This is a genomic window from Zhihengliuella halotolerans, assembly GCF_004217565.1.
Lineage (GTDB): Bacteria > Actinomycetota > Actinomycetes > Actinomycetales > Micrococcaceae > Zhihengliuella > Zhihengliuella halotolerans.
The window spans coordinates 2,396,804-2,411,013 of the sequence record NZ_SHLA01000001.1 but is presented as its reverse complement, the minus strand read 5'-3'; the positions used below and the strand labels follow the sequence as shown (position 1 = coordinate 2,411,013).

The 14,210-nt window shown below is 71.3% G+C and carries 12 protein-coding genes; 3 read left to right on the top strand and 9 right to left on the bottom strand.

Going from position 1 to position 14,210, the window contains the following annotated elements; translation table 11 throughout:
* Nucleotides 1–37: 37 nt before the first annotated feature.
* The 8 genes from EV380_RS10900 to EV380_RS10865 form a co-directional block, all read right to left on the bottom strand.
* Nucleotides 38–601, bottom strand: coding sequence for a rhodanese-like domain-containing protein (locus EV380_RS10900; protein WP_130451156.1), 564 nt, complete (start codon nucleotides 599–601; stop codon nucleotides 38–40).
* Between the two features lie 93 nt (nucleotides 602–694).
* Nucleotides 695–2,092, bottom strand: a complete 1,398-nt coding sequence (locus EV380_RS10895; RefSeq protein ID WP_130451155.1) for a purine-cytosine permease family protein — start codon at nucleotides 2,090–2,092, stop codon at nucleotides 695–697.
* A 23-nt stretch (nucleotides 2,093–2,115) separates the two neighbouring features.
* Nucleotides 2,116–2,544, bottom strand: coding sequence for a nuclear transport factor 2 family protein (locus EV380_RS10890; protein ID WP_130451154.1), 429 nt, complete (start codon nucleotides 2,542–2,544; stop codon nucleotides 2,116–2,118).
* A gap of 412 nt (nucleotides 2,545–2,956) precedes the next feature.
* On the bottom strand, nucleotides 2,957–3,232 hold the full coding sequence (locus tag EV380_RS10885; protein ID WP_102159347.1) for an HPr family phosphocarrier protein: 276 nt from the start codon (nucleotides 3,230–3,232) through the stop codon (nucleotides 2,957–2,959).
* A 61-nt stretch (nucleotides 3,233–3,293) separates the two neighbouring features.
* A complete protein-coding gene (gene ptsP / locus EV380_RS10880) occupies nucleotides 3,294–5,015 on the bottom strand; it encodes a phosphoenolpyruvate--protein phosphotransferase (protein WP_130451153.1) in 1,722 nt (573 codons plus the stop codon).
* Nucleotides 5,012–7,051 (bottom strand): PTS fructose transporter subunit IIABC, encoded by a 2,040-nt coding sequence (locus tag EV380_RS10875; protein WP_130451152.1) that lies wholly within the window; start codon nucleotides 7,049–7,051, stop codon nucleotides 5,012–5,014. Before EV380_RS10875 ends, ptsP begins: the two co-directional genes overlap by 4 nt.
* A gap of 2 nt (nucleotides 7,052–7,053) precedes the next feature.
* A complete protein-coding gene (locus EV380_RS10870; protein WP_130451151.1) occupies nucleotides 7,054–8,034 on the bottom strand; it encodes a 1-phosphofructokinase family hexose kinase in 981 nt (326 codons plus the stop codon).
* Nucleotides 8,031–8,816 (bottom strand): DeoR/GlpR family DNA-binding transcription regulator, encoded by a 786-nt coding sequence (locus tag EV380_RS10865; RefSeq protein ID WP_102159343.1) that lies wholly within the window; start codon nucleotides 8,814–8,816, stop codon nucleotides 8,031–8,033. Before EV380_RS10865 ends, EV380_RS10870 begins: the two co-directional genes overlap by 4 nt.
* A gap of 453 nt (nucleotides 8,817–9,269) precedes the next feature.
* Between EV380_RS10865 and EV380_RS10860 the strand changes: the two genes are divergently transcribed.
* Nucleotides 9,270–11,111 carry a glycoside hydrolase family 15 protein gene (locus EV380_RS10860; protein WP_102159342.1) on the top strand — a complete coding sequence of 614 codons (1,842 nt, stop codon included), beginning with the start codon at nucleotides 9,270–9,272 and terminating at the stop codon, nucleotides 11,109–11,111.
* Between the two features lie 16 nt (nucleotides 11,112–11,127).
* A complete protein-coding gene (locus EV380_RS10855) occupies nucleotides 11,128–12,090 on the top strand; it encodes a formylglycine-generating enzyme family protein (protein WP_423219026.1) in 963 nt (320 codons plus the stop codon).
* Nucleotides 12,091–12,100: 10 nt separating this feature from the next.
* Here EV380_RS10855 and EV380_RS10850 read toward each other — a convergent pair whose 3' ends face one another.
* Nucleotides 12,101–13,555, bottom strand: a complete 1,455-nt coding sequence (locus EV380_RS10850; protein WP_130451150.1) for an MFS transporter — start codon at nucleotides 13,553–13,555, stop codon at nucleotides 12,101–12,103.
* Between the two features lie 104 nt (nucleotides 13,556–13,659).
* On the opposite strand from EV380_RS10850, the gene EV380_RS10845 reads away from it, so the two are divergent.
* Complete coding sequence (locus EV380_RS10845) at nucleotides 13,660–14,205, top strand: thioesterase family protein (protein ID WP_130451149.1); 546 nt, start codon at nucleotides 13,660–13,662, stop codon at nucleotides 14,203–14,205.
* Nucleotides 14,206–14,210: the final 5 nt, after the last annotated feature.

The window sequence follows — 14,210 nt, the reverse complement described above, 5'->3', positions numbered from 1 at the left end:
ATGAGGATCCGGGGCGCTTCGTCGTCTCGGGGAGGAATCAGATGCGCTCGAGAGCGCTTTCGAGCGTCGGTTCGACGGCGGCGCGGTTCCACGGCATGCGCCCCAGCAGGTCCGCCATGGGGCAGATGTTCGCTAGCGCGGTTCCCGCGAGCGCGCCGGCCACGCCGCCGGCGAGCAGCCGCAGCTTCGGCGAGACGAACCGGCCCGCTGCGAGTCCGGTCAGCACGAGCGCGCCGGCCGTGAACCGCACCTGCCGGTCCATGGCCCAGCGCTCGGCGCCGCGCACGACCTCGCGGCCGGGGGCATAGGCGCTCACGCCGCCGGCGAGCACACCCGCCTCGACACCCTCCGCCGCGAGCCGTTCGCGCGCCTGGTGGGCCCGCGGGCCTGCCTGGCAGGTCAGGACCACGCGGCGCTCGCCCAGCCGCTCCGCCACACGGGACGGGTCCGCGCCGAGCAACGGCAGCGGAACGTTCACGGAGCCGGGGATGTGCACGGTCTCGAATTCGGCGGCCGAGCGCACGTCCAGCACGACGACGTCCTCGCCGCGGTCACGCTGTTCGGCCAGTTCGGAGGGGGAGAGTTCTAGCACCTGGGTCATGATCCGAGGATCCTGCACCGCGCGGCAGCGGCGCAAGGGCGTACGTCACGCGGGGTCGCGGAGCCGCGCCCCGTGCTCCCGGGACAGGAGAACTCAGGCGGGCTCCGCCGTCGTACTGCCTTCTTCTGCCGCGTCGGCGAGGTGGCGCTGGCCGCCGCCGTCGTGCCGGCCGCGCTCGCGCCATGAGAGCGCCAGATACAGCGCGAACGTGAGCGCGAAGGTCGGCAGCGTCGCGCCGATTGGCAGCGGGTAGACGTACGTGAGCACGAGCGAAGCGGCCGCCCCGAGCGCCCAGACGCCGAGCGCGATGGGATTGAAGCCGCCGGTGTACCAGTAGCGGCCGCCGCGCGAGGAGAGGATGTCGGCGCTGTAGGAGCGGCGCTTGAGCAGGTAGTAGTCCACGACCATGACCGCGAAGACGGGCACGAACAGTGAGCCGATCATGATCAGGAAGTCCGTGAACTGGTCCAGGAGGGCCATCCACGTCGCGCCGACGATGGAGATCGCGCCGAGCACGAGGGCGGTCGGCAGGAACTTCAGCCGGCTGCCCGGGACGGTGTTCACGGTGGTGGTGACCATGCCGTAGACGACCATCGTGTTGGTGGCCATGACGGAGAGGAAGACGACGATCGCGATCGGAGCGCCGAAGTGCTCGACGAGCAGGGTCGGGTCGAAGACGCGGGCGTCGCCGCCGCCGAGCACGACGTAGGCGAGCGCGACGGCGCCGAGCGACATCGCGATGATCGTCGACGCGGAGTAGCCGAGGCCGGCGCCCAGGAAGTTCGCGCGGCTCGATCGGCCCATGCGGTTGATGTCGGCGGAGAGGACCGTCCACGAGATCGCCGTCGCCACGACGATGTCCAGGACGACGGAGCCGGTCAGGCCGAGCTCGGGCTCCGGGGCGATCGCCGCGTACTCCGCGGGGGCGAAGGCGGTGAAGGCGGTGTAGAAGATCGTGGCGATGACGATCAGCATCGCGACCGCGAGCCACGGCTCGACCTTGGCGATGCCCTCGTGCCCGAAGATCGCCAGCAGGACCACGATCAGCTGGCAGAGCACGGAGAAGAGCACGGGATTGGAGAACCCGGTGGTCTGCGCGATCAGCGCATCGACCGTGATCCCGGCGAGCATCGCCTGCACCCAGCTCCAGCCCATGAGGACCACGACGTTGGCCGCGACCGGAACGTAGCTGCCGCGCGTGCCGAACGGGGCGCGGGTCAGCGCCATCGTGGGCAGGCCGGTGCGCGTGCCGATGTTGCCGACGAGGGTCAGCACGACGGCGCCGAGCAGCGTGCCGACCACGATCATCGCGAACGCCGTGCCCATGCTCACCCCCGGCACGAACAGAGTGCCGGTCAGCAGGGTGGTCACCACGAGGTTGGCGGCCAGCCAGATCATGCCGAGGCGGGGCGCGGAGGCCGTGCCGCGGACCGGGCCCGCGTTGTCGGCGTGGGCTGCGAGGTAATTGTCGAGGCGGCGGTAGAGGTTCATGGTCTTGTCCTGTCTCGGCCGCGTCAGGCGGCGTCAGGGGCGGGGGAGAGATGCTCGTGAATGGCCACGAGCCGCTCGCCGTCGACGCGGAAGACGATGGATTCGCGCTCTCGGTACGAGTCGTCGCCGTCAGGGGTGGAGACGGCGGTGGCGACGTCGTGCGCGAACACGGCGCCGCCGGGGAAGGTCTGGACGTGCGGGTTGGCCGAGTTGCACGAGGTCACGCTCCAGCCGGAGCGCAGCCACGAGTCCCACAGCGCCTCGTAGGCGGCGCGGGAGTCGAGCCGGTCGTCCTCGGGGTGGAAGACGAACGTCGCCTCAGGGGCGAAGTGCGCGAAGTATCGGGCGGTGTCCGTCGCGGCGAAGGCGGCCACGATCTCCGCGGCGACCGCAAGCACTTCGTCGGTGCTCGGCTCGCGTGCGGTATCGGCGGGGGTACCCGTCTCCGTCATGTCGGCTCCTGTTGTCCTCGGTTGCGTTGTATTGAAGCAAACGCATGTTTCGCTGCGGTAAACAAAGGAGATGTTAAGCGCGTCACACTCGAGTGTCAATGATCGTGGCGCCCGCCGACGGCTCCGACTCACGAGGTGACCCGGCGGAGGGGCCCGCGCGTCGTTGAACTCGGCTGTCGCGGGGTCGACTCGTAGATTTGCGTCGTCGCGCCCGGTCGACTCGTTGCTCCGGGTTGCAAATTCCCCGTTTGGTCGCAGAACTCAACGACTCGACAAGCGCCCCGAGCGCTTCGGCAGGTCGTCCGCTGCGAAGTCGTCGACTCACTGTCGTCCCCGCCTCAGGATGCACAGACGCCGACGGCCGCCCTCCGGTGGGGAGGACGGCCGTCGTTACATGGCACGCAGAGACTACTTAGGCGTCGTGGTCCGTCTCGAGGATCTGCACCAGGGTCTCCAGGGCGGCCTCGGCCCCGTCGCCCTCGGCGCGCAGCACGACCTTCGCACCGTGCTCGGCACCCAGGCCCATGAGCGAGAGGATGCTCGACGCGTCGAGCGCGTCCTCGGCCGGTTCGCCCTCGAGCGCGATCGACACCTCGACCGACTGCTCGGCCGCGGCCTCGGCGAAGATGGACGCCGGGCGGGCGTGCAGCCCGACGCGGCTGGCGATGGTGGCAATGCGTTCTGCCATGGGGTTCTCCTTCTGGTTGGTCGGCGCTGCCCCGCGGGGCGGCACCGGGTGGTGTCGGGGTCTAGAGTCCGAAACGGTCCAGGTCGGGCAGCTCGGCGCGCACGTGCGCCTTCGCCTCCGCCGCGGAACCGGCCTCGAGGGCGAGCGTTGCGATCCTGCGCGCGTCGTCCATGCTGACAGTCTTCAGGATCGCGGCCACCGCGGGAAGAGCCCGCCGGTTCATCGACAGCGTCGCGACGCCCAGGCCCACCAGTACGACGGCGAGGGCCGGGTCCGCGGCCGCCTCGCCGCACACGCCCACGGGCTTGGGCGAGCCGTCACCACCGGCCGCGGCCCCGCCGTCGGCCGTCGCCTTGATGAGGTGCAGCACGGCCGGCTGCCACGGGTCGTTCAGCTCGGCGAGGGCGCCGAGCTGGCGGTCGGCGGCCATCGTGTACTGGGTCAGGTCGTTGGTGCCGATCGAGGCGAAATCCACCTCGGCCGTCAGCTGCCGCGCGAGCACGGCCGCCGAGGGCACCTCGACCATGACGCCCGGGGTCTTCAGCCCGGCCTCGGCGCACATCGCGGCGAAGCGGGCGGCCTCGGCCGGCGTCGAGATCATCGGGGCCATCGTCCAGACATCGGCCTCCGAGGACTCTGCGGCCTCGGCGATCGCGGCGAGCTGGCGGCCCAGCACGCCCGGGGTGGCGGTGTCGCAGCGGTAGCCGCGCACGCCGAGCGCCGGGTTCGGCTCCGAATCGTCCGTCAGGAAGGGCAGCGGCTTGTCGGCGCCGGCGTCGAGCGTGCGGACCACGACCTTGCGGCCGCCGAATGCATCGAAGACGGCTTTGTAAGCGGCGACCTGCTCGTCGTGGCCGGGCTCCTTGTCGCGGCCGAGGAAGCAGAACTCGGTGCGCAGCAGCCCGACGCCCTGGGCGCCGGCCTCAGCCGCGGCGACCGCGTCTTCGCCGCTGCCCACGTTCGAGAGCAGCGGCACGAGGTGCCCGTCGGCCAGGCGGCCGTCGCCGTCGAACGCCGGCAGCTCGACGCGCGAGGCGTACGCCTCGGCGAGCAGGGCCTCAGCCTCACCCGGGTTGCGCACGACCTCCCCGTTGATGCCGTCGACGAAGACGACGTCGCCGTCGACCAGCGCGGTGGTTTCCGTGGCGGCGACGATGGCCGGCAGCCCCAGCGAGCGGGCGATGATCGCGGTATGCGACTGCGGCCCGCCGTCGGAGGTCACGAGGGCGAGGACCTTCGCCGGGTCCAGGGTCGCCGTGTCGGCGGGAGCCAGGTCCACGGCCCAGAGCACAAACGGCTCGTCCGCGTCGGGGATGCCCGGCGCGGGCACGCCGCGCAGCTCGGCGACGATGCGGGAGCGGACGTCGAGGACGTCGGTAGCGCGCTCGGCCATGTAGCCGCCGAGTGCGGCGAGCTGGGTCGCGACGGCGTCAGCCGCCTCCCAGAGGGCCGACTCGGCGCTCGTGCCGGAGGCGACGAGCTTCGTCGCCGACTTCAACAGCGAGCGGTCCGAAGCCATGAGCGCGGTCGCCTTCAGGACGGCAGCCGCGTCGCCTGTGGCCTTGGACGCGCGCTCCTTGAGCGTCGCGGCGACGGCCTGGGTGGCCTGCTTGAGGCGCTCCGACTCCTCCTCGATGCTCACGCCGTCGGCGATGGGCGCACCGTCGGCCGGCGGGGCGACCGGATCGGGCATCCGCTTGACGGCGCCGATCACGCGGCCGGCGCTGACGCCGACTCCGCTGAAGGTGCGGACGGCGTCGTCGTGCTGGGCGCTCTCACTCATGCTGCCACCTCTGCCGGAACGGACTTGCGGGCGAACTTCTTCAGGGCCAGGACGGCGGCGGCGGAGATCACCGTGCCGACCAGGGTCGCGACGATGAACATCGGCCACGTGCCGTCCATCGCGAAGAAGACGAAGATGCCGCCGTGCGGGGCCTGGCTGACGACGTCGAAGCTCATGATCATCGCGCCCGTGGTGGCTGCGCCGATCATCGAGGCCGGGATGACGCGCAGCGGGTCGGCCGCGGCGAACGGGATCGCGCCCTCGGAGATGAACGCGGCGCCCAGCAGCCAGGCGGCCTTGCCGTTCTCGCGCTCGGCGAGGGAGAACTGCTTGGGCGAGATCGCGGTGGCCAGGGCCATCGCGAGCGGCGGGACCATGCCGGCGGCCATGACGGCGGCCATGATCATCAGCGGGGCGGAGTTAGTCGCCAGCGATCCGGCGCCGAGGCCGGCGACGGCGAACGAGTAGGCGACCTTGTTGACCGGACCGCCGAGGTCGAACGCCATCATGAGGCCCAGGATCAGGCCGAGCAGGGCTGCTGCCGTGCCGGTCATCCCGGAGAGCCAGTTGTTCAGGCCGTCGGTCAGGGAGGCGATCGGGCCGCCCAGGAAGAGGAACATCAGGCCGGAGGCGATGATCGAACCGAGCAGCGGGACGATCACGACCGGCATCAGGCCGCGCAGCCAGCGCGGGACGGACCACGAGGTGATCCAGCGGGCGGCGAGGCCGGCGATGAGACCGCCGACGATGCCGCCGAGGAAGCCCGCGCCCATGAAGCCCGCGACGGCGCCGGCCGTGAAGCCCGGCGCGATGCCCGGGCGGTCGGCGAACGCGAACGCGATGTAACCGGCCAGCGCCGGGACGAGGAAGCCCATCGACAGGGCGCCGATCTTGAAGGCGACCGCGCCGAGGTAGGCGGCCAGACCGCCCTCCGGCAGGTTGAAGAGGGTGTTGGCTCCGAGGATGTCGTCCGCGACGTCGGTGATGTCGTAGCCACCGAGCAGGAAGCCCAGGGCGATGAGCAGGCCGCCACCGGCGACGAACGGGATCATGTAGCTGACACCGGTGAGCAGCGCGCGCTTCAGGGCCGCACCGACGCTCTCCTTGCCGCCGGACTGCTCCGACTCGTTCGCGCCGGAGCCGGAGTCGGACGGCACGCGGCGGGCGTTCGGGTCGGAGGCGGCCGCGACGGCCCGCTTGATGAGCTCGGCGGGCTCGTCGATGCCGCGCTTGACGGGCACCTGGATGACGGGCTTGCCGGCGAAGCGGTGGCGGTCGCGCACGTCGACGTCGACTGCGAAGATCACGGCGTCGGCGGCGGCGATGACGGCCGGGTCCAGCGGGGTCGCGCCCGAGGAGCCCTGGGTCTCGACGGCGATCTCGACGCCGGACTCCTCCGCGGCCTGCGCGATCGAGTCGGCGGCCATGTAGGTGTGGGCGATGCCGGTGGGGCACGCCGTCACGGCGACGAGCTTCGGCTTCGTCGACGGCGCCGCGTCGGCGACCGGCTCATCGGCGGCCGCGGCGGGAGCGGCGGCTGCGGGAGCCGCCGTCGTGCCGGATTCCGCCGGAGCGACGACGTTGCGCACCAGCTCGACGATCTCGGCCGGGGACTGCGCGGCGCGCAGGGCGGCGGTGAAGTCCTTCTTGACGAGGGCGCGGGCGAGCTTGGAGAGCAGCTTGAGGTGGTCCTTGTCGGCGCCGTCCGGGGCGGCGATGAAGAAGACCAGGTCGGCGGGGCCGTCCTTCGCGCCGAAGTCGACGGCCGGGTCGAGCCGGGCCATGCCCAGCGTCGGGACCGTCACGGCGGCGGAGCGGCAGTGCGGGATCGCGATGCCGCCGGGCACGCCCGTGGCCGTCTTGGCCTCGCGCGCCTTCGCGTCCGCGGCGAGATCCTCGGCCGTGGTCGCGCGGCCGTTCTCCGCGACGACGGCGGCGAGCGCGTCGATCACTGCGGTGCTGTCGGAGCCGAGGTTCGCGTCCAGGCGGACGAGCTCCTCGGTGATCAGTTCCTGTGAACCCTTGATGTCGGTCATGGCTAGTCCTTGCCGGTGAGGGGAACGACGCGCACGGCGTCTTCGGTGGTGTGAGCGGGGGTGGGGATGGTGGAGCCGGGCAGCGAGGCCGCCGCGGCGCCGTAGGCGACTGCCCGCCTCAGGCAGTCGGGACGGGCCAGGCCCGCCTGGTCGGCGAGCACGAAGCCCGCCAACGACGAATCTCCGGCGCCGACCGTGCTGCGGGCGGTCACCGGGGCATGGGAGCCCTGCCACGCGCCGTCGGCGGTGACGAGGACGGCGCCGGCCGCGCCCAGGGTGGCGAGCACGGCCTCGGCGCCGGCGGCGATCAGCTTCCGGGCCGCTGCGACGGCCTGAAGGGGGTCGGACTCGAGCTCCGCCTCGGTGGTCTCGCCCACGAGCTCGGCGAGTTCCTCCGCGTTCGGCTTGAGCAGCGTCGGGACGGCCGCGGCGCCCAGGCCGTGCCCGCCGTCGAACAGGGCTGAGAGCGGGGCGCCGGACGTGTCCACCGCGATCTTGGGGCAGAGATCCCCGAGGTCGCGGCGCAGCGTCGCCGTCAGGCGCGCGTAGAAGTCGGGCTCGACGCCGGGCGGCAGCGAGCCGGCGAGCACGAGCCAGTCGGCGCCGTCGCTCGCTTCCTCGACGAGCGCGCACAGCTGATCCTGCGCCTCGGCGCCCAGCAGCGGGCCAGGCTCGTTGATCTTGGTGGTCGTGCCGTCCGGCTCCGTCAGCGTGATGTTGCTGCGCAGGCCCGCCCCGATCGGCAGCGCTCGGTGGGGCAGGGAATCGGCGCCGAGGCCGAGCACGAGGGGGTCGGTCGCGTCACCCGGCAGGACGGCGAGCGTGTCCTGTCCCGCGGCGGCGACGGCGCGCGAGACGTTCACGCCCTTGCCCGCGGGCTGGGCGTGCGTTGCCGTCGCCCGCTGCACGCCGCCGCGGGCGAGCTCGGACGCCAGCTCGATGGTTCGGTCCAGGCTGGGGTTGGCGGTCAGCGTGACGATCATGCGAGCACCACCTCCACTTCTGCGGCGTCGAGGGCCGCGGTCAGGTCGGCATCGGGCACGGCGTCGGTCACGAGCGTGTCGATGGCGTCGAGTCGGGCGAAGCGGACGAGCGCCTCGGTGTGGAACTTGCTGGCGTCGGCTAGGACGACGACGCGGCGGGCCGAGTCGACGATCGCCGATTTCACCGCGGCCTCGAGATCGTCCGGGGTGCTCAGGCCGAAGGTCGGGTGCAGGCCGTTGGTTCCGACGAAGGCGATGTCGGGGCGGAGAGACGCGTAGTGCTCCATCACGCGGGGTCCGATCGCCGCGCTGGTCAGGCCGCGGATGCGCCCGCCCACGAATTCGAGCTGCAGGGCGCCGGAGGCCGAGAGGCGGGTCGCGACGGGCAGGGCGTGCGTGATGGCGAGGAGCTCGGTCACGCGGGAATCGGCGTACTCCTCGGTCAGGCGGGTCGCGAGCAGCTCCGTCGTCGTGCCGGCGTCGAGCACTGCGGAGACCTGCCCCGCGGGGAGCAGAGCGAGCGCGGCCTCCGCGATGCGCTGCTTCGCGTCGGCGTGCAGCGTGGTGCGGGTGACGTGGCTCTGCTCGCTCGTGCTAGCGGTGGTCGTCGCGACCGCCCCGCCGTGCACGCGGCGCAGAACGCCCTCCTGCTCGAGCTGGGCGAGGTCCCGCCGGACGGTCTCGCGGGTGATGGAGAAGCGGTCGGCCAGGGCGGAGACGGTCACCTTGCCGTGCTCGCTGATCAGCCCCGCGATGAGCTGGTGGCGTTCCTCCGCGAACATCGCGCCTCCTTCTGCCTCAGGTGGGACCGCCGGCTCCGTGTGACGAAGTAACGGGCATCACATTGTTTCTGTGTTTGCATGACTTTATGCCCGTTCATGTGGGAACGTCAAGACGCTTAACGGAAATCCGCCCGAAACTGGGCGTTCATTCGCGGGTCGATGTCCGTTTGGAAGGGCGCGTTGACGGGAAAGAGTGAGGTCAGCGGCGGGTACTTGGTGTCGTGTCCGGTTCGTTGGCTGGTACGAACTTTTTTCAACGAACACGGACCGGAGGGTTGAGGAGGGTTCTTGAGGATTCGGTGCGAGTCCGCGGCGCGGGATTCGCACACGACAGCACGAAATCCCGTGCTTCCGGCTGCCCGGGAAACACTCCCGAAACACGCGGTGGGCCCATTGCGGAAACGGGACTGGCAAGTTCTTGCATCGGGCCCCGTCCTGCTGTTGTCTGGTGCAATGGCATCTCCCATTGAGGACTACGCACTGCTGTCCGACCTTCACACCGGCGCCCTCGTTTCGCTCCACGGAAGCGTCGACTGGCTCTGTTTCCCGCGCTTCGATTCCGGGGCCCAATTCACCGCACTGCTCGGCGACCAGTCGCACGGGCGCTGGCTGCTGGCCCCGGCCGGCGCGCCCGACAACTGCGGTGAGAACGCCGGCGTCGGCGCGAACGACGAGGACACTCCCGTCGTCGTCGAGCGCAGCTACCTGAATTCGACGTTCGTGCTGCGCACCCTGTGGCAGACGCCGACCGGACACGCCCTCGTCACGGACTTCATGCCGATCGGCGCGCACCGGGCCTCGCTCATCCGCCGCGTCGAGGGCCTGGCCGGCAGCGTGCGGATGCACCAGGAGATCACCTTCCGCCTCGACTACGGCGGCGTCGTCCCGTGGGTGCGCCGGCACGGCATCTCCACGCGCGGCGGAAAGTCCATCGTCGCCGTCGGCGGCCCCGACGCGCTCGTGCTGCACGGCGACCGGCTGCCGCGTGCCAACGACCTCAAGCACGAGGGCGACTTCCTGATCTCCGCGGGTGAGGTCGTCGACTTCGAACTCAGCTGGTACCCCTCGCACCGGCAGGTCCCGGACCGGATCGACGTCGGCGCCGCCCTGCAGGACACGGCCTCCTACTGGCGCTCCTGGGCACGCGACTTCCCGGAGCAGAATGAATACGGGCAGATGGTCCAGCGCTCCCTGCTGGTGCTGCGCGCGCTCACGCACGAGACCACGGGCGGCATCGTCGCGGCGCCGACGACGTCGCTGCCGGAGGCGTTCGGCGGGGAACGCAACTGGGACTACCGCTTCTGCTGGCTGCGCGACGCCGCCCTGACGCTCGAGGCGATGATGACCCACGCCTACCAGCAGGAGGCGGTGCAGTGGCGCAACTGGCTGCTGCGCGCGATCGCCGGCGACCCGGACGACCTGCAGATCATGTACGGGCTCGCGGGCGAGCGCCGCCTGCCCGAGCGCGAGCTGCCGCACCTGCCCGGTTACGAGGGGTCCACCCCGGTGCGCGACGGCAACGGCGCGGTCGACCAGTACCAGGGCGACGTCGTCGGCGAGGTCATGGTCGCGCTCGAGAAGCTGCGCAATATGGGCGGGCTCGAGGACCACTTCTCGTGGCCGCTGCAGAAGGCCCTGCTGACCTACGTCGAGCGCAACTATGAGCGACCCGACCACGGGATCTGGGAGATGCGCGGAGAGAAGAAGCACTTCACGCACTCGCGCGTCATGATGTGGGCCGCGTTCGACCGCGGCGTTCGCGCCGTGCGCGAGCACGGGCTCGAGGGCGACGTCGAGCTTTGGGAGCAGCGCCGGGACGAGCTGCGCGTCGAGATCATGGAGCGCGGTTTCAACCGGGAGATCAATTCGTTCACGCAGACCTACGGCGGCACCGAGGTTGACGCGTCGCTGCTCGTGCTCCCGCAGGTCGGGTTCGTCGCCTACACCTCCGACGAGATGCTCGGGACCGTGGCGCGCATGGAGCGCGACCTCGTCGACGAGGAGGGGCTCATCCTGCGCTACCGGACCGACGCGGGCCTGGACGGGCTGCCGCCGGGGGAGCACCCGTTCCTGGCGTGCTGCTTCTGGCTCGTGGAGCAGTACGCGCGCTCCGGCCGGCTCGACGACGCTCGCCGGCTCATGGACAAGCTCATGAGCTACGCCAACCCGCTCGGCCTGATGGCGGAGGAGTACGACACGGAGCAGAAGCGGATGGCGGGCAACTTCCCGCAGGCGTTCTCGCACCTGGCCCTGATCCGTGCCGCGGACGCGATCAACGCGTCAACTCCGGTCTGAGGCGGCGGGCGACGCCGTGACGTCCTCCGAACCGGAGCTGCCGGCCCCCGGTGCGTGCTGCACGCCGGGGCGCTCCGGCGCGTCCGCTCCGTCGTCGTCTGAGCCCGCGTCCGGCGGCGGGGTGCACCGCGTCCCCCAGGCGGCTGTGCCGGCCGGCGTCTTCCGGATGGGCGACTCCCGCGGCGACCGCAACGCCGCCGACGGCGAGGGGCCGGTGCACGAGGTGGACCTCGGGGCCTTCTCGATCGATTCGACGACGGTCACGAACGCCGACTTCGCGCGCTTCGCCGACGCCACCGGGTACCGGACGCAGGCCGAGCGCGACGGGTTCTCGGCGGTCTTCCATCTCGTCGTCGCCCGCGGGGCGGAGGTCGTCGGGCAGGTGCCGGGGCTGCCCTGGTGGCTCGCGGTGCGGGACGCGGACTGGCGGCGCCCGGGCGGCCCCGGCTCGTCTGTGGAGGACCGTCTCGACCACCCGGTCGTCCACGTGAGCTGGGACGACGCCGAAGCCTACTGCCGCTGGGCCGGCCGGCGCCTGCCTACCGAGGCCGAATGGGAGCGCGCCGCCCGCGGCGGGCTCGAGGAGGCCCGGTACCCCTGGGGCGACGCCGAGGTCGACGACGGCGGCTGGCGGGCCAACATCTGGCAGGGCGAGTTCCCGACGTCGAACACCCTCGGCGACGGCTGGCTGGACACCGCCCCCGTCCGGGCATTCGAGCCCAACGGTTTCGGCCTGCACCAGTGCGTGGGCAACGTGTGGGAGTGGTGCGCCGACTGGTATGCCGCCGACGCCTACGCGGGCGGCGTCGGACGGGACCTGCGCGGGCCCGCGTCGGGGCAGGCGCGAGTCTTGCGCGGCGGCAGCTACCTGTGCCACCCGTCCTACTGCAACCGCTACCGCAACGCCGCGCGCTCCTCCAACACGCCCGACTCCACGATGGGCAACGCCGGCTTCCGCACGGTCGCCCTCGAGGCCTAAGGCCCGCCCCCTACACGCTGCGCAGGGGGTGGGCCAGCTCGTCCTCGCGCATGCGGCCCGCGAGCCAGGCGATCACGCCCACGACCGGCGACACGAACGCCGCCACGAAGAAGAGCACCCACAGCGGCACGATCTCGCCCAGTGGACCGGCGACGGCCATCGACACCGGCATGAGCGCGAGCGAGACGAAGAAGTCCAGGCTCGAGATCCGCCCGAGCATGCGCGCGGGGACGCGCCGCTGCAGCAGGGTGCCCCAGATGACGTTGCCGACCGCCCCGGTCACGCCGACCACGAAAACGGCCGCGAAGAGATGCCAGACCTCGGTGACGAATCCGACGACGGCGAGCGGCGCCGTGCCGAAGCCCCAGACGAGCACCATGACACTCAGGTAGCGGCGCGGCAGCCGGAGGGACGCCGTGATGATCGAACCGACCGCAGAGCCGATGCCGAAGGCTGCGAGGACGAATCCGAAGGTCTGCGCGTCGCCGTCGAGCCGGTCGCTGACGATGAAGGGGAGCAGCACCTCGATCGGTCCGATGAAGCTGACCACGGAGATCACCGCGAAGATCAGCGTCCACTTCAGCCACGGGGTGGCCAGGGTGTAGGCGAAGCCCTCCCTCATGTCGCCCAGCATGCTCGGCCGGCGTGCGGGTTCCGCGTCCGGCTCCGCAGCGGGCTCCTCTGCTGGACCGGAGCCCGGTTCGGGGCCCGATTCGGTCCGCGCGGAGGCCACCACCGGCAGGGCGCCCGTGGACGGGGCCACGACGGGCAGCGCGCCCGTGGACGGGGCCGCGCTGACGGCCGTGGCCGGCTGCTCGGCCCCGCCGTCGTGCTGGTGCTCGGCGAGCGTGTGCTCGCCGTGGGTGTCGTACGCGGGGTTGCGGCTGATGAAGCGCAAGCCGACGAGCGCGACCAGATGGCAGGCCGCGATCCCGACGATCGCGTGGCCCGGGCTGAGCGCGGCGACGATCATGCCCGCGGCCGCCGGGCCCGCCGCCGTCTGCAGGACGGGGCGCATGGTGCCCTCGACGCCGTTGGCGGCGAGCAGGTCGGCCGCCGGCAGCATGCGCGGCAGCAGCGCCGAGTAGGCAGGGTAGAAGAACGCGGCACCCGCGCCGCCGAGGAAGCCGACGACGGACAGGTGCCAGAGCTGGATCGCCCCGGTCACCGCGAGCACGGCGGCGGTGGTCATGACGACCAGGCTCAGGGCTTCGACCGCGATGATGATGCGCCGGCAGGAGAGTCGGTCCGCGGTGATGCCGCCGAGCAGCACGAGCGTCACCAGGCCCAGGCTCGAGGCCGTCGCGACAATGGAGAGCTGGGCCGGTCCACCGCCGAGCTCGCGCACTTGATAGACCATGGCCACCGCCCACATTCCGTGAGCGAAGACGGAGGCGATCATGGCACTGACCAGGATGGAGTAGTCGCGGTGCGCAAACGGGCGCAGCGGTCGGGGCAGGGGCATGAGTAGATTCTCCGGTCACCAGTTGGCAGTTGTCAATCGGTGCGCGGTGAGCGCCGAACGCGCAGGTCTGGCGGCGTAAGTTACCGAGTAGTAATGTGGGTCACATGCACATGATCTTCCGTCTGTTTCTGCTCATGTTCACGTGGCGCTCGCGCTCGCGGATCGGACTCTTCGATGTCGGCCGGATGCCCATGCGCGCGACACTGACCGACATCGACTACGCCGGTCATATCAACAACGGCATGTACTTCTCGATCTTCGACCTCGGCCGCTTCGACCTGCTGTTGCGCGCCGGCGCGTGGAACGCGATCTGGCGGCGGCGCTGGCTGCCGGTCGTGCAAGCCGAGACGATCCGCTTCCGCAAGTCCGTCACGCTCGGGACGAAGTTCGAGATCGAGTCGCGCATCGTCGGCTTCGACGAGCGTCACGCCTTCCTCGAGCAGCGCATCGTTGTCGCGGGCGAGGTCTACGTCTCCGCGCTCATCGCCGCCCGGTTCAAGGGCCCGAAGGGACCCGTGTCGATGTCCGACGTCGTCGAGGTCCTCGGAGCCGAGCGCCCGGCGGACCTCCGCGAGCCTGACTGGGTCGCCGAATGGCTTGAGAGCACCCGCCTGCCGAGCACCCGCCGCCCGGCGCCCAGCACCTGGTGACACCG